The 19613-nt window shown below is 41.6% G+C and carries 14 protein-coding genes; 3 read left to right on the top strand and 11 right to left on the bottom strand.

What is annotated here, in order from left to right; translation table 11 throughout:
* Positions 1 to 11: 11 nt before the first annotated feature.
* The 4 genes from NH153_RS04470 to NH153_RS04455 form a co-directional block, all read right to left on the bottom strand.
* Positions 12 to 1463, bottom strand: a complete 1452-nt coding sequence (locus NH153_RS04470) for a TrkH family potassium uptake protein (protein WP_063701458.1) — start codon at positions 1461 to 1463, stop codon at positions 12 to 14.
* Between the two features lie 95 nt (positions 1464 to 1558).
* On the bottom strand, positions 1559 to 2176 hold the full coding sequence (locus NH153_RS04465) for a YigZ family protein (RefSeq protein ID WP_063701456.1): 618 nt from the start codon (positions 2174 to 2176) through the stop codon (positions 1559 to 1561).
* Positions 2177 to 2233: 57 nt separating this feature from the next.
* Entirely contained in the window at positions 2234 to 3556 is a 1323-nt protein-coding gene (gene pepQ / locus NH153_RS04460; RefSeq protein ID WP_063701454.1) for a Xaa-Pro dipeptidase, read from the bottom strand.
* 92 nt (positions 3557 to 3648) lie between these two features.
* Complete coding sequence (locus tag NH153_RS04455) at positions 3649 to 5535, bottom strand: transglycosylase SLT domain-containing protein (RefSeq protein ID WP_063701452.1); 1887 nt, start codon at positions 5533 to 5535, stop codon at positions 3649 to 3651.
* Between the two features lie 195 nt (positions 5536 to 5730).
* Between NH153_RS04455 and fadB the strand changes: the two genes are divergently transcribed.
* From fadB to tusA, 3 genes are all read left to right on the top strand, one after another.
* Entirely contained in the window at positions 5731 to 7890 is a 2160-nt protein-coding gene (gene fadB / locus NH153_RS04450; RefSeq protein ID WP_063701450.1) for a fatty acid oxidation complex subunit alpha FadB, read from the top strand.
* A 5-nt stretch (positions 7891 to 7895) separates the two neighbouring features.
* Entirely contained in the window at positions 7896 to 9062 is a 1167-nt protein-coding gene (gene fadA, locus NH153_RS04445) for an acetyl-CoA C-acyltransferase FadA (RefSeq protein ID WP_063701448.1), read from the top strand.
* Between the two features lie 153 nt (positions 9063 to 9215).
* Positions 9216 to 9455 carry a sulfurtransferase TusA gene (gene tusA / locus NH153_RS04440; RefSeq protein WP_054554785.1) on the top strand — a complete coding sequence of 80 codons (240 nt, stop codon included), beginning with the start codon at positions 9216 to 9218 and terminating at the stop codon, positions 9453 to 9455.
* Between the two features lie 183 nt (positions 9456 to 9638).
* On the opposite strand, the gene NH153_RS04435 is transcribed toward tusA, so the two are convergent.
* From NH153_RS04435 to dnaA, 7 genes are all read right to left on the bottom strand, one after another.
* Positions 9639 to 10088: an early set domain-containing protein gene (locus tag NH153_RS04435; RefSeq protein ID WP_063701446.1), complete on the bottom strand. Its 450-nt coding sequence runs from the start codon at positions 10086 to 10088 to the stop codon at positions 9639 to 9641.
* Between the two features lie 61 nt (positions 10089 to 10149).
* On the bottom strand, positions 10150 to 12219 hold the full coding sequence (gene glyS, locus NH153_RS04430) for a glycine--tRNA ligase subunit beta (protein WP_063701444.1): 2070 nt from the start codon (positions 12217 to 12219) through the stop codon (positions 10150 to 10152).
* An 8-nt stretch (positions 12220 to 12227) separates the two neighbouring features.
* Positions 12228 to 13127, bottom strand: coding sequence for a glycine--tRNA ligase subunit alpha (gene glyQ / locus NH153_RS04425; RefSeq protein ID WP_054554789.1), 900 nt, complete (start codon positions 13125 to 13127; stop codon positions 12228 to 12230).
* Positions 13128 to 13270: 143 nt separating this feature from the next.
* Positions 13271 to 15697, bottom strand: coding sequence for a DNA topoisomerase (ATP-hydrolyzing) subunit B (gene gyrB, locus NH153_RS04420; protein WP_063701442.1), 2427 nt, complete (start codon positions 15695 to 15697; stop codon positions 13271 to 13273).
* A gap of 12 nt (positions 15698 to 15709) precedes the next feature.
* Positions 15710 to 16804, bottom strand: a complete 1095-nt coding sequence (recF, locus tag NH153_RS04415) for a DNA replication/repair protein RecF (RefSeq protein WP_063701439.1) — start codon at positions 16802 to 16804, stop codon at positions 15710 to 15712.
* Between the two features lie 6 nt (positions 16805 to 16810).
* On the bottom strand, positions 16811 to 17914 hold the full coding sequence (dnaN, locus tag NH153_RS04410) for a DNA polymerase III subunit beta (RefSeq protein WP_063701437.1): 1104 nt from the start codon (positions 17912 to 17914) through the stop codon (positions 16811 to 16813).
* Between the two features lie 13 nt (positions 17915 to 17927).
* The gene (gene dnaA, locus NH153_RS04405) at positions 17928 to 19328 is read right to left on the bottom strand and encodes a chromosomal replication initiator protein DnaA (RefSeq protein WP_063701435.1); all 1401 of its coding nucleotides are present in this window, start codon (positions 19326 to 19328) and stop codon (positions 17928 to 17930) included.
* Between the last annotated feature and the right edge of the window lie 285 nt (positions 19329 to 19613).

The raw sequence follows: 19613 nt of genomic DNA, 5'->3' as shown, positions 1-19613 counted from the left end.
CCTTGCTATGGTTAGCCTCGCCAGAAGGTTGGCGTAAACAACACTAATAAGGTGAATATTTCTAAACGACCAAATACCATCGCAATAGTAAGTAGCCATTTTGCCGTATCAGAAATCGCCCCGTAATGAGCAGCGACTTCACCTAAACCTGGACCTAAATTATTTAAACATGCTGCCGTTGCCGAGAATGCACTGATGTTATCCATACCGGTGCCCATCAGCGCCAACATGATAATGACAAACACCAAAGCATACGCCGAGAAGAAGCCCCAAACGGCTTCTACAACTTTATCTGGGAGTGCTTTTCGGCCTAATTTAATTGAGTAAATAGCCCTCGGGTGCACAAGACGATTAAGCTCACGAATACCTTGCAAGTAAAGTAAGAACACCCGTACAACCTTCATACCACCACCGGTAGAGCCGGCACAGCCGCCAATAAAGCTTGAAAAAATAAGTAAAATAGGTAGGAACAGTGGCCATGCTGAGAAGTTGTCAGTCGCAAAGCCCGCAGTGGTACTCATTGATACCGCTTGGAACATAGCTTGGTCGAGAGTCTCATCACCATCGGCATATATATTATTTGAAGACAGTACAGTAAAACAAACAATGACCAATGCTAATTGAATCAATAAAAACACTTTAAATTCAGGGTCGCGTAAATAAACACGAAGACTGCGCGACGATACCGCAGCATAGTGAAGCGAAAAGTTAATAGCAGCAATTAATAAGAACACGACACAGATAAAGTTAATTAATGGGCTATCAAACTGCCCCATTGATGCGTCGTAAGTAGAAAAGCCACCAATCGCAATTGTTGAGAATGAATGACAGATTGCATCAAACCAATCCATCCCTGCAGCCCAGTACGCAAGCGTACAAGCTATCGTAAGTGATACATAGATATACCAAAGGTGCTTTGCGGTATCGGCAATACGCGGCGTCATTTTCGAGTCTTTAACCGGACCAGGCGTTTCTGCACGGTATAGCTGCATACCACCGACCCCTAGCATGGGCAGTACCGCGACCGCGAGTACGATGATCCCCATACCGCCTAACCATTGCAATTGCTGGCGATAAAAAAGCACTGATTTAGGTAGATATTCTATGCCCGTAAGTACGGTAGCCCCTGTCGTTGTAAGCCCTGAAAAGGCCTCAAATACGGAGTCAGCTAAGGAAAGATTAGGCTCTTGTAAGAACACTAAAGGCACCGCAGCGAAGGTGCCTAGTACCAGCCAGAACAAGACCACAATCAAGAAGCCTTCTCGGGCTTTAAGGTCACCATGCTCATGACGGTTTGGATAATAAGCCGCTAAACCAATCACAACACTAAAGATAAAAGCGAGAACGAATGGCACACCACCACCGTCTTTGTAGATCAAAGACACCAGCGCCGGAGGCACCATAGTGATACTAAATAACGCCACCAGCTGGCCGAGAATTTTTATTATGGTACGAAATTGCATCTAGGCGTATCGCTTTCTTATTAATTGTTTAGCTAATACAGTTTATTGTCTTACAGGCTTAATTGTAAGTAAACGGAATGTATTATTTTTACATTTCAAACTTTTCTGACTTTTAGGCTCACTGCACCGTGAGTCAATTCATGAACATCATGAATAGCTTGCTCGGCTTGTCGACTATCGATCTCAATTTTCCAGGCAATATTCTCTGCAAACTGTTTATCGATATTAAGCACTTGATACTGGCTTTTTAATAATTGTTCAATTGCACCCTGTGCGCTGTAATCACTTTGACCTACCAGTTCAACACTCGGTACCTTGGTAATGGTTTTAAGCTCACGCATGGCATTATTTAAACTACCGCCGTAAGCCCGCACAAGCCCACCAGTGCCGAGTTTAATACCGCCAAAATAACGAGTTACCACCGCTGTTATTTCACCAATACCAGAGCCTGTTAATACATTAAGCATGGGTTTACCTGCTGTGCCATTGGGTTCACCATCATCAGAAAAACCATACACATGACTACCACCAGGGTTTCCTGCAACATGAGCCCAGCAATTATGACGAGCATCACTGTATTTCTCTTGGATTTCTTTGATAAAGGCTTTCGCCGAGGTTAGATCTGGCGTGTGGGCAATATGCACAATAAACGTGCTTTTTTTAATTTCTTCTTGGTAAAAAACCGGTTCAGCCGGGTATTGGTATTCAGACATAATTGCTTATCTAAAAAAATGGGGCCTATTGGCCCCGATATTCACTAACCTTCACCATTAATCTAAGTGTAGATCACGGGTCATGTTTTCTAGGCTATCTTCATGAACGATGATGTTATCTTCAATACGGATACCGCCAAATGGCTTAAGCGCTTCAACCTTTTCCCAGTTAATGAACTGTTTGTTGTCTGTTTGCGCAAGGTCGCCTAATAACGAGTCGATGAAGTATAAACCAGGTTCAATAGTAAATACTTGGTTCTTTTCGATTAAACGCGTACAGCGAAGGAACGGATGGCCTTCAGGTGGCGCCTGATGAGTACCTTTATCATCAGCCATAAAACCACCCATATCATGAACTTGTAAACCTAAGTGATGGCCAAGACCATGCGGGAAGAAGGTTGAACTAATACCACGTTCAACAATTTCAGCGGCTGGTAATTTCACAATATTAAAGTCGCTAAGCACTTGCGCTACACGTTGGTGGCAATCTAAATGTAATTCACCATATAACAAGCCAGGCTTTAATGCTTTTCCTAAAGCAATTTGATGCTCAGTCATGACCTTAATTAGATCGCTAAATTCGCCCGACTTTTTGAAGTCATAAGTACGTGTAATATCAGCAGCATAGCCGTTAAAGTTTGCACCAGCATCAATCAAGAAAGAGCGATGTGTTTGCGGCGCTTTTGGCTCAAAATGAGTGTAGTGTAAAATTGCACAGTTTTCATTGAGCGCAACGATATTGCCGTAAGGCATCTCGTTTTCGCTTTGACGGGTAGCCATAAGATAAGCTTGTTGAATATCAAACTCTGAGCCACCAGCAAAAAATGTGTCACGTGCTGCTTTATGGCCCTCTACCGCAATACGGTTTGCTTGGCGTAAACATTCAAGCTCATACTGTGTTTTATAAGCACGGTGAAAATGCAAGTAGTTCATAACAGGTTCTGGGTTCATAATGCTAAAGCCCAGCGCTTGCGCTACTTCTAAATACTCACCAATGTAGGCGTAATTTGCTTTGTCATAAGGAAGTAATTTTTCGACCTGATCTGGCTGTACTAATAATTCAATATCAAAATACTCAGCCCAAAAATCACGCGGCTCATCAGGCACTTTATGCCAAAAATCCACTGGACGATAAAAAATAAGCTTAGGTTTAGATACACCATCAACCACAATCCAACAATGAGGGTTGTCGATCACTGGTAACCACGCTTTAAATTGCGGATTCACTTTAAACGGATAATACATGTCATCTAAAAACTGACGCTTAGCCTGACCTGAGTGAATTACTAACCCTTCTAAACCTTCGCGCTCTGTAATTGTGCGAGTACGTTGTTGCAAGGTTGCAATATGTTCGGCGTATAACACCGCTAATTTATCCATAGTAAACCCATCTTTAGTAAATTTAACTTGTTAGCAGTCTATCATAGTCCTGTACCATCCCCCAACTGAGGGGATAGTGCATACAATGAAGCTTAACCACCCATCGACATATCAAGAATTGGCGCTAGAACATTGCCGTCGCGACCGAGTCGAGTATGGTATACCTGTCTGTAAGCAAACACGTTTTTAACGTAGTTACGTGTTTCTGTGAAAGGAATTAATTCGATCCACAGCTCGGCAGGCATTGGCTGTTCAGGTAACCAGCGTTTAATACGATGATAACCTGCATTATATGAGGCTGTAGCCAGGATCTCATTGCCATGATTTTTCTTTTTCAAATACTGTAGATACTCGGTACCAAGTCGAATATTAGTACGTGGCTGATACAGCTGCTTACGTGTTACCGTACTCTTATTCATATATTTGGCTGTGCTTGGTAGTAGCTGCATTAAACCATGCGCATTAGCATGAGAGCGAGCATCAGGTGCAAAAGAACTTTCTCTACGCGAAATAGCGATGCTCCATGCAACATCAATATGGCTGCGACTACTATACGTGGCAAACACATCTTTAAACGCAAATGGGAAGCGTAAGTCGACATAATCCCACTCTTTTATCTGCGCTAAGGTGTAGATAGTGCTGTCGTACCAATCAAGATCAGCCGCTAAAATTGAGGCTGCGAGCTTTTCCTCTTTAGTTGAGGTGTCTGTTAGGTAATTCCATTCACGGCGCGCTGAGGTAAAACGCTCAAGTTCATATAAAGCACGAGCACGTTTAAAGCCTGGAGCATTGGCTACTTCTAACTTTAATTGATTGCTAATGCTGATATCTTTATTGTTTAAACTAACCGGAATACCTAATCGTGCTGAAGCTAAAAAGCCATAATAATCACGCTCTTTTGCCACTGTTTGCCAAATAGCACGCGCGCGCTCTACTTCACCGCGCTGGTTTAAGCTATACGCTAACCAATATTGCTGACCAAGGCTGAGATTTTCTTTACCAGTAAAAAACGCCACAATGCCTGACCAATCTTGTCTTTCAAGCATATTTGCTAACTGCCACTGCATTAGCTTGCTCGTTTGACGGTCTTTAGGCACTTTATTCAGCCAAAAACGCGCTTGTTGATGACCATTAGATGCAAGCGACAACGCAAAACTATAATAAACATCTGCTTTTTGCTCGTCTGTGTAATTAAACATGGTTTCGAGCTTTTCCCATGCACGTAATGCAAGGTCATTATCTCGCCACACTAAACGCTTCACACCATAAAGGGCAATTTGCCCCTCTTTAGCCGACTTTTTCTTATAACGATAAAGCCCGGCTGCTGCACTTGGGTCTTTGCGAACTGTTAAATATAAGTCAGCTAAATATTGCTCGCTTTGAGGCAATAACGTTTTTAAATAAGGAATTAAGCTTGATGTGCCGCCCTCTGCCGCTAAGCTAATACGTTGCCAAATACGATCTTGCGTTTGGTAACCCTTCTTCTTCCAGAGTGAAAACAACTTATCGCACTCTTTAGGTTGTGATTTTCCTACCACCCACAAATCACTAACTTGGTTCATGATGGCTTTTTCAGGTGCCCCTAAATCTAATTGAAAACTTAAATAAGGACAGGTCAATTCGTTGTTGCTCGTTTCGCGATAGTTACGAATATAAGCCGCTTTCTTGTTGTACTTTTTCAAGTATTCAAGCCAGGCTTTACGCACCGGCCACTCAAGCGGTGTATTTTGATAAATATTGAGAAAGTTTTCGATCTCTGTTTGGTGATTTAAGCTTGGATTACGTTGCCAAAACGCCTTTTCGACATAAGGCTTTAACGGGTGATCGAGCCCGTTAATTGCATTTTTCATGTCTTGATAATCACCGTAACGCGCCTTTTTTTCTGCTTTTAAAAAAGCGTCATGTTTATCGTTGGCTTCAGCTGCAAAAAAAGGAAAAATTAATGCGGCAGCTGTCCAACCAAAGAGTTGTTTTTTCATGATGACCTTTAACAAAAATTAAAGAATTAATAACAAAAAACTTCTCCTACACCTTAGCACCAAACCAGCTATATTTTAACCAATCGCGATAAAGCGCAGTAAATTTTTCGTTGCATTTTCATTTTAAAGCAAGCACACTGATTGAAATGCAAACTCATCGTACCAGTCTTAGTTAATTAACTAGGGAGAATAATAATGTTATATAAAAGCGATTCATTTGAAGTTGCTTTCATCAAGGACAACATCGCCGAGTTTAAGTTCTGTGCCGACGGTTCAGTAAACAAACTTTCGCAGCAAACCTTGCAAGATTGCGCTTTAGCATTAAAAGAATTGGCAACAAACTCAGATATCAAAGGCATGGTGTTCACCAGCGATAAAGATCATTTCATTATCGGCGCCGACATTTTCGAATTTTTACCTACATTCACTAAACCTCAAGAAGAACTTGTTGCATGGATCAAAAATGCAACTGACGTTTTTGACGCTATTGAAGATTTACCTTTCCCAACGTTAAGTGCTGTAAACGGCATGGCGCTTGGTGGTGGATGTGAGTGGGCACTTGCTACCGATTATCGCGTTGGTAGTACTGATGCTAAAATTGGCCTACCTGAAGTTAAATTAGGCATTATGCCTGGTTTTGGTGGCACTGTTCGCCTTCCGCGCCTGATTGGCGCTGATAATGCGATGACGTGGATCACCACTGGCAAAGAAAACCGTGCTGCGGATGCCTTAAAAGTAGGTGCATTTGACGCGGTAGTTAGTGCTGACAAACTTTTAGAGTCAAGCATATCAACACTTGAACAAGCAATTGCTGGCAAGCTAGATTGGCAAGCAAAACGACAAGTAAAATTACAGCCACTGAAAATGAACCGTGTTGAGCAAGGCATGAGCTTTGCGATGGCGGAAGGTATGGTAATGGGTCAGACAAAAGGTCATTACCCAGCACCCGTTATGGCAGTAAGAACAATTAAAGCAGCTGCAAATTGTGAACGCGCTGAAGCAATGGCGATTGAAAACGCTAACTTTGCTAAATTAGCAGCAACAAGCGAAGCAGCAGCACAAACAGGTATTTTCTTAGCTGACCAATACATTAAAGGTAAAGCGAAGAAGCAAGCTAAGCACAGTGAACTTGAAATTAAACAAGCCGCTGTATTAGGTGCAGGTATTATGGGCGGCGGTATTGCTTATCAGTCTGCTTATAAAGGCACACCTATTATCATGAAAGACATCAACCAAGATGCACTTGATTTAGGTATGGGCGAAGCTTCTAAGCTACTTGGTAAAAAAGTACAACGTGGCCATATGGCGATGGAAAAGATGGTTGCTACATTAGGCAAGATCAAACCGACGCTTAACGATGCAGACTTACAAAGTGCTGATATTGTTGTTGAAGCCGTGGTTGAAAACCCTAAAGTGAAGCAAGCCGTTCTTGCAGGTCTTGAAAAAGACTTACCAGCGGGCACTATCCTAACTTCAAATACCTCAACAATTCGTATTGACGAGTTAGCATCTGCACTTGAAAAACCAGAAAACTTCTGTGGTATGCACTTTTTTAATCCAGTGCCAAAAATGCCATTAGTAGAAATCATTCGCGGTGAAAAAACATCAGAAGCAACAATTAATGCGGTTGTTGATTACGCTTTAAAACTTGGTAAATCACCAATCGTTGTAAACGACTGCCCTGGTTTCTTTGTAAACCGCGTATTATTCCCTTACTTTGCAGGCTTCAGCAAACTTGTTGTTGAAGGTGCTGACTTCGCGAAAGTTGATAAAGTAATGGAAAATGTATTTGGTTGGCCTATGGGCCCTGCCTACCTTCTTGATGTTGTAGGTATCGATACGGCTTACCACTGTACTGGTGTAATGGCCGATGGTTTCCCTGAGCGTATGGCTCGTCAAGATAAAGACCCTGTTACTGTATTCGCAAACGAAAAACGTTTTGGTCAGAAAAATGGTTCTGGTTTCTACCAATATGCACCAGACCGCCGTGGTCGCCTTAAAAAGGCACAAGATGCTACAGCAACTGAGTTACTAAGTGCCATCACTGATGCACCTAAAGATTTTGATAAACAAGAAATCATTGACCGTTGTATGATCCCTATGATCAACGAAGTACTACTTTGTTTACAAGAAGGTATCGTGGCGTCTCCACAAGAAGCTGACATGGCGCTAATTTACGGCATTGGTTTCCCTCCATTTAGAGGCGGTGCATTCCGTTACTTAGATCAAACTGGTTTAGCGAACTTTGTTGCAACAGCAGACAAGTACGCTCACTTAGGTGCGATTTACCAAGTATCTGATGAAACTCGCAAGTGGGCCGAAGAAGGCCGTGTATTCTATAAGGTGGAAGGATAAGAAACATGAATAATCCAGTAATCGTAGATTGTATCCGCACACCAATGGGTCGTTCTAAGAACGGCGTATTCAAAAACAAGCGTGCGGAAGATTTAAGTGCTCACTTAATGAAAGGTTTGTTAGACCGTAACCCAGCCGTTGATCCAGCATCAATTGATGATATTTACTGGGGCTGTGTACAACAGACTTTAGAGCAAGGTTTTAACATTGCTCGTAACGCAGCACTACTCGCCGGTATTCCGCATTCAGTGCCAGCAGTAACGGTTAACCGTTTATGTGGCTCATCAATGCAGGCATTACACGATGCAGCACGCGCTATTATGACTGGCGCTGGTGATACCTATATCATTGGTGGTGTTGAGCACATGGGTCACGTACCTATGACTCACGGTAATGATTTTCACCCTGGTTTATCAACGTCTGTAGCACAAGCTGCCGGCGTAATGGGTTTAACTGCAGAGTACCTTGCAACGCTGCACGGCATTAGCCGCCAGCAACAAGACGAGTTTGCTTACCGTTCACATCAACGTGCACACGCGGCAACTGTTGAAGGTCGTTTCCGTCGTGAAATCCTGCCAATGGAAGGTCATGATGCAGATGGTTCTTTAATCTTAGTTGAAGACGATGAAGTAATCCGTCCAGAAACAACTGTAGAAGGTTTATCGCAACTACGCCCTGTATTCAATCCAGCATCAGGTAGCGTAACGGCAGGTACTTCTTCTGCACTTTCTGACGGCGCGTCAGCAATGCTTGTAATGAGCGAAGAAAAAGCAAAAGAACTTGGTTTACCAATTCGTGCGCGTATTAAATCAATGGCTGTTGCAGGTTGCGATCCATCAATCATGGGTTACGGCCCTGTTCCTGCATCGCAAAAAGCACTTCAACAAGCAGGTATCACTATTGACGATATCGATGTTGCAGAGCTTAACGAAGCATTCGCAGCACAATCTCTACCTGTGTTAAAAGACCTAGGTCTGATGGACGTGGTAGATGAAAAAGTTAACCTAAATGGTGGTGCAATTGCACTTGGTCACCCACTTGGTTGTTCTGGTTCACGTATTAGCACAACGCTTGTTCACCTAATGGAAGACAAGAACGCTAAATACGGTCTAGCAACTATGTGTATTGGTTTAGGCCAAGGTATTGCAACTGTATTTGAGCGCGTAGAATAACGAGCTCACACCAAACATCTTGGTGATAAAAAGGCGCACTGATTTGCTCAGTGCGCCTTTTTTATTTGCTTTGCTTTCGCTTATTGAAACTGGCGGCAATAGAAAGTTAAAATAGCCGCTTATTAATCGTCTCTTTCATCCAAAAGGTCAGCCATGAGTTTTGATAATCCCGATCACCAATTAGATGCACTTGGCCTTCGTTGTCCAGAACCTGTGATGATGGTGCGTGGCGCAGTACGTAAAATGAAAGATGGCGAAACTTTACTTATTATCGCCGACGACCCATCAACCACCCGTGATATCCCAAGCTTTTGTACCTTTATGGATCACACACTTGTGGCTAAAGATGTAGAACAAGCACCGTATCGATACTTGGTGAAGAAAGGGTTATAACAACGAGTTTCGAGTTTCGAGTTTCGAGTTTCGAGTTTCGAGTTTCGAGTTTCGAGTTTCGAGTTTCGAGTTTCGAGTTTCGAGTTTCGAGTTTCGAGTTTCGAGTTAATCAATTAAAATTAAAAGTGAGCATTTTTCAATATTAAACGCTCACTCGATCGACTTAAAGCTGACAGCTTAAAGCTATTTCTTCGTTACTGTCACTTTTGGTTGATTACTATTGCGGTAATCAAAGCTCACTACATACACACCTTTTGCAGCGGGTTTAAAGCTGAAATAATTGTAGATGGTATTACAGTCGGCATTGGCGGCTTGGCCTAGAACTAATGATTGCCCTGCTGGGTCCATATCACTGTAACCACAGTTATAGCCTTCGCTAAAATCAGCATCTGCTACTTTGAATTCATAAACCTTACCAGGCGTTGAAAACTTAACCTCGGTTTGGAATATACCCGGTGCAACTTGCTCTAATTGATACTGAGGTTCGGCATCCCACAAAGTAAAGTCACCACGTAAATACATAGTACGGTCGAGGTCTTTGCTTGGCAGAATATCGTCAATGCTTGGCATTTGCATTTGGCTAGAACAGGCAGTTAATAAGCCTGCTAATGCTAAAGTAATTACACGTTTCATTACTGTTCCTTATGCTACAAAAAAGCCAGCACAGAGCTGGCTTTTATCAATTGGCTACTGCTTACTTCTGAAGTACAGAAATATCAGCAATATCTAAAAACAGACGGCTTAGCTGGCTTAATAATGCTAAACGGTTTTGTTTAACCGCTTCATCATCTGCCATTACCATGACGTTATCAAAGAAGTTATCAACACTCTCACGGATACCCGCAAGTTGTGATAATGCTTCTTGGTAATCGCCATTTGCATATAAAGGTGCAAGCTCAGTTGCGAACTTAGCAACGTGTGACGCTAATACTTTTTCTGCTTCATCGCTTAATAGGCTCTCATTCACATCACCTTGTGTTGTGATGTCATTTTTAGCCAAGATATTGCTTACACGTTTATTTGCTGCTGCAAGCGCTTCTGCTGCGTCTAATGTACGGAAGTGACTTACCGCTTTAACACGACGGTCGAAATCAACTGGTTTAGTTGGACGACGTGCTAACACAGCTTGGATCACATCAACTTCGATACCTTCATCTTGGTACCATGCGCGGAAACGACCTAGCATAAACTCAAACACATCTGTTGATACGTTTAAGTTAGTTAGCTTTTCACCGAATAAAGTTTGTGACTTAGCAACAAGATCTAAGATATCTAGCGGTAATGATTTTTCAACCATGATGCGTAATGCACCAATTGCTGCACGGCGAAGTGCAAATGGGTCTTTGTCACCTTTTGGCGCTTGACCAATACCAAAAATACCCACCAGCGTATCAAACTTATCAGCAATTGCTACAGCACAGCTGATCACATTTGTTGGTAAGTTATCGCCCGCAAAGCGTGGCATATATTGTTCGTTTTGCGCAAGTGCTACTTCTTCAGCTTCACCGTCGTGACGAGCGTAATGCATACCCATTACACCTTGTACGTCGGTAAACTCCATGACCATTTCGGTCATTAAATCTGTTTTGCTTAACAAGCCAGCTCGCTTAGCCAACTCGGCATCCGCACCTAATTGCTCAGCAATGTAACCTGCAAGTTCACTAATACGCTCAGATTTATCTTTCAGCGTACCAAGTTGCTTTTGGAATAAAACGGTATCTAGCGACTCTAAACGGCTCTCTAGCGTTTTCTTCTTATCGGTTTCGTAGAAGAACTGCGCATCAGCTAAACGAGGACGAACAACTTTTTCGTTACCGGCAATGACCACGCTTGGATCTTTACTTTCGATATTAGAAACAAATAGGAACTTGTTAAGTAAGTTGCCATCTTGGTCTAATAGCGGGAAGTACTTTTGGTCGTCCTTCATGGTATAAATAAGTGCTTCTGAAGGAACAGCTAAGAATGCTTCTTCAAAAGTAGCAGTTAGTGTAACAGGCCATTCAACTAGAGATGTTACTTCTTCTAGTAAGTCTTCATCCATCGCTACTTTTGCATTTACAGCGCTAGCAGCAGCTTCAATCTGTTCGCGAATTTGTGCTTTACGCGCTGCAAAGTCAGCAATAACATAAGCTGATTTGAGCACCTCAAACACATCATCAGCATGGTTGATTGTTACTTTTTCTGGATGATGGAAACGGTGACCTTGTAATTGGTTGCCAACTTGCTTACCAAGGATTTCGCCTTCGATCAGCGTGCTACCAAATAAAATAGTCGCTGTGTGCACAGGGCGAATAAATTGTGTTTTACTCGCACCCCAACGCATTGGTTTTGGGATAGGTAATTTAGCAAGTGCCTTGTTTACCGCATCGCTCATAAGTGCAGTTGTTGATTGACCTTCTACTTGTGCTTTATGTAATAACCAAGCACCTTTATCTGTTTCAATCGTTTCTGCATCGCTTACATCGATACCACAACCACGTGCCCAACCCATTGCTGCTTTAGTTGGATTACCATCGGCATCAAATGCAGCTGCTACAGCAGGACCGCGCTTTTCTACTACCTTGTCACTTTGCTTTGCTTCAAGCGCAGTCACACGTAAACCTAAACGGCGTGGAGACGCGTACCAGTTAACACCTTGATGTGCTAGTTCTAAGCTTGCAAGTTCTGCTGTTAAGTTCTCAGCAAATGACTCAGCAAGTTTACGAAGTGCTTTCGGTGGCAACTCTTCTGTGCCAATTTCTACTAATAAATTTTCTGCTGACATGCTAATTCTTAATCCTTACAAAGCGGGAAACCAAGTGCTTCACGGGCATCATAGTAACTTTGTGCACACGCTTTAGATAAAGCACGAACACGTAAGATATAACGTTGACGTTCAGTTACTGAGATAGCGTGACGTGCATCTAATAAGTTAAATGCATGTGATGCTTTCATCACTTGCTCATAGGCTGGTAATGGTAAGCCTGCTTCGATTAGTTTTTCGCTTTCTTTTTCACAGTGATCAAACTGTGCAAATAAGAACTCAACATCTGCTTGTTCGAAGTTATAAGCAGATTGCTCAACTTCGTTTTGATGGAATACATCGCCGTAGGTTACACGACCCATAGGACCGTCTGCCCATACTAGGTCATAGATACTATCTACGCCCTGAATGTACATTGCTAAACGCTCAAGACCATATGTGATCTCACCTGTTACTGGTGAGCACTCTAGACCACCTACTTGTTGGAAGTAAGTGAACTGAGTCACTTCCATGCCGTTTAACCAGATTTCCCAACCTAGACCCCAAGCACCTAATGTTGGCGACTCCCAGTTGTCTTCTACGAAGCGAACTTCATCAGTGAGCGTATCGATACCAACAGCAGCTAAAGAGCCTAAATAGAGCTCCTGGATGTTCTCTGGTGATGGTTTTAATACTACTTGGAATTGGTAGTAATGTTGTAAGCGGTTTGGGTTTTCACCATAGCGACCATCAGTTGGACGACGGCATGGTTGAACATACGCGCTCGACATTGGCTCTGGGCCAATCGACTTTAAGAATGTTAAAGGATGAAATGTCCCTGCTCCCACTTCCATATCGAGTGGTTGAGCAATCACACAGCCTTGCTGTGCCCAATAGTCCTGTAAAGCCAGGATCAAACCTTGGAAGGTTTTAACGTCATATTTTTGCATATTTGGCTTATAGTATCTGGTGCGTTTAGTCTGAAAATTGCTCTCAGTATACCTTGTGTGCAGTAAGGTTTTAAGCAGTTTGTGCTTTTTCAGTAATAAAAAAAGGAGCCCGTTGGCTCCTTTTTTAAATATCAATTTTAACTTTATACGTCTAAGTTAACTACGCGTAGTGCATTCGTTTCAATGAAGTCACGACGAGGTTCAACTTGGTCACCCATTAATGTCGCGAACAATTGGTCAGCTGCAACAGCATCTTCAATTGTCACTTTCAACATACGACGTGCATCTGGGTCCATGGTGGTTTCCCAAAGCTGATCTGGGTTCATCTCACCTAATCCTTTATAGCGTTGAATGTATAGTCCACGCTTAGATTCAGTAATTAACCACTCTAACGCATCCACAAAGTTATCAACAGGCTGAGTTTTCTCACCGCGTTGAATGTATGCACCCGCTTCAATTAGGTTAGCGATGTTCGCACCCGTTGCAGCAATACGTTTATAGTCACGTGATGTGATGAAGTCATGGTTTAATACATGAGCCTTATCAACACCGTGCTGACGGATATTCACAACTGGATAATACAAGTTGCGCTCAGTATCATGCTCTGTGCTTGCGTGGAAGATAGTTGCATCTTCGTCACGCGCAATTAAGTCATCAACTAAGGTGTTAGTCCACTCTTTAACTTTTGCTTCATTTGATAAATCAGCTTCAGTTAATTCGCTTTGATAGATTAAGCGTTCCATTACCGTGTTCGGGTATTTACGTTTTAAACGCTCAATTACTTTAACAGTGCTTTGATAATCGTGAACAATCGTTTCTAACGCTTCACCTTCAAGTGCAGATGCACCTTCACTTGTATAAAGTGCAGCATTGTTTAATGCTAATGATGTTAAGTAATCAACTAGCGCTGGGTCATCTTTGATGTAGCGCTCTTGCTTACCTTTTTTCACTTTATATAGTGGTGGCTGTGCAATATAAATAAAGCCTTTTTCTACAATCTCTGGCATTTGACGGTAGAAGAAAGTCAGCAATAAAGTACGAATGTGAGAACCATCCACGTCCGCATCGGTCATGATAATGATGCGATGGTAACGTAGTTTTTCTGGGTCATATTCATCACGACCAATACCACAACCTAGCGCGGTGATAAGAGTTGCTACTTCTTGAGAAGAAAGCATCTTATCAAAACGTGCTTTTTCTACGTTAAGAATCTTACCTTTAAGTGGCAAAATTGCTTGGTTTTTACGGTTACGACCCTGCTTAGCTGAACCACCTGCAGAGTCACCCTCCACTATGTATAGTTCAGAAAGTGCTGGATCTTTTTCTTGGCAGTCAGCCAGTTTACCCGGTAAACCGGCTAAATCCATTGCACCTTTACGGCGAGTCATTTCACGCGCTTTACGTGCAGCTTCACGAGCACGTGCTGCATCAATAATTTTGCCAACAACTGTTTTTGCATCAACCGGGTTCTCTAATAAGAACTCTGTTAGTTTTTCTGCCATTGCTTGTTCTACAGCAGACTTAACTTCACTTGATACTAGTTTATCTTTCGTTTGTGATGAGAACTTAGGATCAGGAACTTTAACACTGACAACAGCCGTTAAGCCTTCACGAGCGTCATCACCCGTTGCATTACTGGTTGTTTTCGCTTTTTTATTAAAGCCTTCTTTTTCCATGTAGTTATTTAGCGTACGCGTTAATGCAGCTCTAAAACCAGCTAAGTGCGTACCACCATCACGTTGTGGAATGTTGTTTGTGAAACAGTAAATGCTTTCTTGGAAACCATCGTTCCACTGCATTGATACTTCAACACTGATACCGTCTTCTTCACGCTCATGGGTAAAGTGGAAAACACTTTTATGTACTGGTGTTTTATTACGGTTTAAGTATTCAACGAATGCCTGAATACCACCTTCATATTTAAAGTGGTCTGTTTTCGTTTCTTCGCGCTCATCTGTAAGAATAATGCTTACACCTGAGTTTAAGAACGAAAGTTCACGTAAACGTTTTGCTAGAATGTCGTAATGAAAGTTTAAGTCAGTGAATGTTTCACCACTTGGCCAAAAACGTAATTCAGTACCCGTATCACTTGCTTCACCAATCACTGCCAATGGTGCATCTGGCACACCCATTGTATATGTTTGCTGATGCAGTTTACCTTCACGACGAATTGTTAACTGTAGTTTTTCAGATAGAGCGTTTACTACTGAAACACCTACACCGTGTAAGCCACCTGATACTTTATATGAGTTATCATCGAACTTACCACCAGCGTGAAGTACCGTCATGATAACTTCAGCCGCTGATACACCTTCTTCTTCATGAATAGATGTAGGGATACCACGACCGTTATCTCTTACAGAGACAGAACCGTCTAAGTGAATCGTTACAAAAATATCATCACAATGACCAGCTAAGGCTTCATCGATAGAGTTATCAACAACCTCAAACACCATGTGGTGTAGGCCTGTACCGTCATCGGTGTCCCCTATATACATTCCTGGACGCTTTCTTACTGCGTCTAATCCTTTAAGTACTTTAATACTCGACGAATCGTAATTCTCAGACATGGTTAATCCCACTTATCTTGTTATTAGGTTGCCATGTTTCACGTGGAACATTTTTAGTTCTCGTTGCATGGGTTCCACCACAGCAGAAATACTTTCAGATAAAATTGATGAGATAAAAAGCTGCGAATCGCAATGAGTCAAAAGCTGACCCACTTTTTCTTTTGTATCTTCACCTAACTCCGAAGGTAAGTCATCTATTAGCAATATAGATTGCTTATCTGTTTCTGACTCAATTAAGCTATTTTGCGTTACTTTTAACGCATAAAGCAAGAGCTTCAATTGACCGCGAGAAAATGTATTTTCTACACTGTTACCAGAAACACTAAAACTAAAATCAGCTTTATGCGGACCTTTACTTGTGAAACCTTGTTTGGCATCACGTTCAAAGCTTTGCTCAAGCGCCTCTGAGAGCGTTTCACTCTCTTTCCAGCCCGCATGAAAGTTAATTTCTAAATCGCTTACAAGCGTTAATTCTGCACACATTTTATCAAAAAACTGCTGCTTAAACCTACTTATATACGCGATTCTTAAATTATTTATTTGCTCAGCTAGTCTAACAAATTCTTTGTCCCAAAACTTGATCTGTTCGAAATAATCTCTTGGTTTACTTCTTAATAAGGCATTACGTTGTTTAAGTACTTTATTAAAAGACTGCCATAAATAAAAAAAGTCATGTTCCACGTGGAACAATCCTAAATCGAGAAATTTTCTACGCTCTTTTGGGCCACCAAAAAACAATGAATAGCTTTCTGGCGTAATCACCTGCACAGGTACTAGCTGGGCTAATTCAGAAATTTTACGGCTCGTTTTTCCCTGAATCTTTAAAGATGTTTCACCCGCTTGGTTCTTACTAATTCCAATCGGAATAGACAAATCGTGTAGTGCTTTGCGACCATGTATCACAAACTTGTCTTGTTGATGCTTGATGATATTTTTATGTTTGGCGGTACGAAATGATTTACCGTGAGAAAGGAAATAAATCGCCTCAAGGAGACTAGTTTTACCGCTGCCATTTTCGCCATAGATAATGTTTATGCCATTAACCGGCTCAAGTGTCAGCGCCTCAATATTCCGAAAATTATTGAGGCTTAAATGACTTAAACTCATACAAGCTTATAGGCGCATCGGCATAACAACGTACATAGCTTCTTCGTCACCCGCACCTTCAATTAGCGCACTGCTATTTGAATCAGCAAGTGTGAAAACAACATCTTCTGTTTTTAATGTATTTAGTACATCAAGCACGTAAGAAACGTTAAAGCCAATTTCAAGTTCGCCGCCCTGATACATTACCTCAACAACCTCTTCGGCTTGCTCTTGCTCAGGGTTGTTAGCAGTAATTTTTAGTAAACCTTCAGATAGGTTTAATCGTACACCACGGAATTTTTCATTCGATAAAATAGACACACGCTGAAAAGCACTGCGCAACCATTCGCGGTTAGCAGTAATAATTTTATCACCACCACGCGGTAATACTCGACGATAGTCAGGGAAACGACCATCCACCAGCTTACTGGTAAACGTAAATTCAGTATCAATAATACGAATATGGTTAGCACCAAATTGAATGGTAACTAATTCATCATCAGCCACCATAAGGCGCATAATTTCTTGCACACCTTTACGTGGAATAATTAACTGACGTTGTGTATTTAAAGATTGTGGTAATTGCTTTTGTGCAATTGCCAAACGGTGACCATCTGTAGCCACTGTTTTAATGTCTGCGTTATCAACTTCAAATGACATACCGTTTAAGTAATAACGTACGTCTTGATTAGCCATAGAGAAATGTGTGCTTTCTAAAAGCTTACGTAACTCTAGTCGTGTTAGTTGAAACTCTACTTCACCATCCCATTGCTCTAGATTAGGAAAATCCTCAGCCGCAAGTGTCGTCAAAGAGAAACGGCTTTTACCACTGGTAAGTAGTAACTGATGATCTTGGCTACTTAATGTAAGGTCTGAGCCATCAGGTAAACTTTTACAAATATCGAGTAACTTTTTAGCTGGTAAAGTTAGTTTTGTATCAGTGGTATCTTCACCAACAAACACACTCGCTACTAATTCAATTTCAAGATCAGTACCTGTCATCGAAAGTTGCCCGTTTTCAACAACTAACAGAACGTTCGATAAAATCGGTAAGGTGTGCTTACGCTCGATCGCACCAGACACTTGAACTAAAGGTTTTAAAAATTGCTCTCTTGATATTGTTATTTGCATAATAAAGTCGGCCTTAAGATGACAAGGTTCTTATTAAGTTTTGATAATCTTCTTTCACTTCGTGGCTTTCATCACGGAGTGATTTAACTTTACGACAAGCGTGTAATACTGTTGTGTGATCGCGACCGCCAAAGGCGTCGCCAATCTCAGGTAAACTGTGATTTGTAAGTTCTTTTGATAATGCCATGGCCACTTGGCGTGGTCTTGCTACTGAACGACTACGACGTTTAGAGAGTAAATCTGACACACGAATACGGTAATACTCAGCAACAGTGCGTTGAATATTATCTATCGTTACCAGTTTATCTTGCAGTGCAAGTAAATCACGTAGGGCTTCTTTTACAAAATCGATCGAAATTGGACGACCAGTAAAGTTTGCATTAGCAATAACACGGTTTAACGCCCCTTCTAATTCACGTACATTTGAGCGCAATTTTTTCGCGATAAAAAAGGCCACTTCGTGAGGTAAATTGATTTTACTTTGTTGGGCTTTTTTCATCAAAATGGCAACACGTGTTTCAAGTTCTGGCGGCTCAATAGCAATGGTTAAGCCCCAGCCAAAACGTGATTTAAGGCGATCTTCAACCCCTTCTATCTCTTTAGGATAGCGGTCTGAAGTTAAGATAATCTGTTGATTTCCTTCAAGTAAAGCGTTGAAGGTATGAAAGAACTCTTCTTGTGAGCGCTCTTTATTAGCGAAAAATTGAATGTCATCGATCATCAATGCATCAACACTTCGGTAATAACGTTTAAACTCTTCGATGGCATTATTTTGCAGTGCTTTAACCATGTCTTGCACAAATCGCTCTGAGTGCATGTAGACAATTTTCGCGTCTGGCTTATTAGCCATAATACCGTTACCAACAGCGTGTAATAAGTGAGTTTTACCTAAGCCCGTACCACCATATATAAATACAGGGTTAAATGCCGAACCTGGGTTATCTGCAACTTGAGTCGCTGCGGCTTTTGCTAATTGGTTTGATTTACCTTCAACAAAGCTATCAAAGGTATAATTTTCTTTAATGTTTGATTTATAACCTGATTTTGGAGCAGGCTCTACCGCTGCTTTTTCAGGTTTTGGCTGTTGCTTTTCGGTAGTATGTTGCGCACTCACTGGTGCACTTGTTTCCGATGCAGCCGGAGCTGATGCCGCTTGAGCATTTAAAATGGGTTTACTACCTACATCAAAACGTAACTCTGGTGCTTCATCACCACAAATTTCAACGAGTAGTTCATTAATACGGTTTAAATACTTTTCTCTCACCCAATCTAAAACGAAACGATTAGGTGCATATATAGTCAACGTATCTTCGGTACTTTCTGCTTGAAGTGGTCTTACCCACATACTGAATTGCTGTGAAGGCAATTCATCTTGCAATACATATAAACAACTTTGCCAAACCGACAGATACACAGTTAAACTCCCAGAGATTTAATTTTTATTCCCGTTCATCTTTAATGATGGAAAATCAAACATTTATTGCTAATCTTTGACCAACTTTCTTGGCCCAGACCGACTATTATGAAGGTACTTTATCCACAAGTACAAGATTGATTTTTATGAAAAATATGATCTCGCCAACATAAAACATTAAAATATTGATTTTAAAGAAAATTATTTTTTAAGCTCGAACAGTGATCATAACAAATTTAGACGCAGATCGCGATCAAATTCTACGATCGAATTGGCTTTTCCCAA

Source organism: Pseudoalteromonas gelatinilytica (assembly GCF_001641615.1).
Classification (GTDB): Bacteria; Pseudomonadota; Gammaproteobacteria; order Enterobacterales; family Alteromonadaceae; genus Pseudoalteromonas; species Pseudoalteromonas gelatinilytica.
Note: the sequence above shows the minus strand (reverse complement) of the source record. Positions and strands in the feature narration are given on the sequence as shown.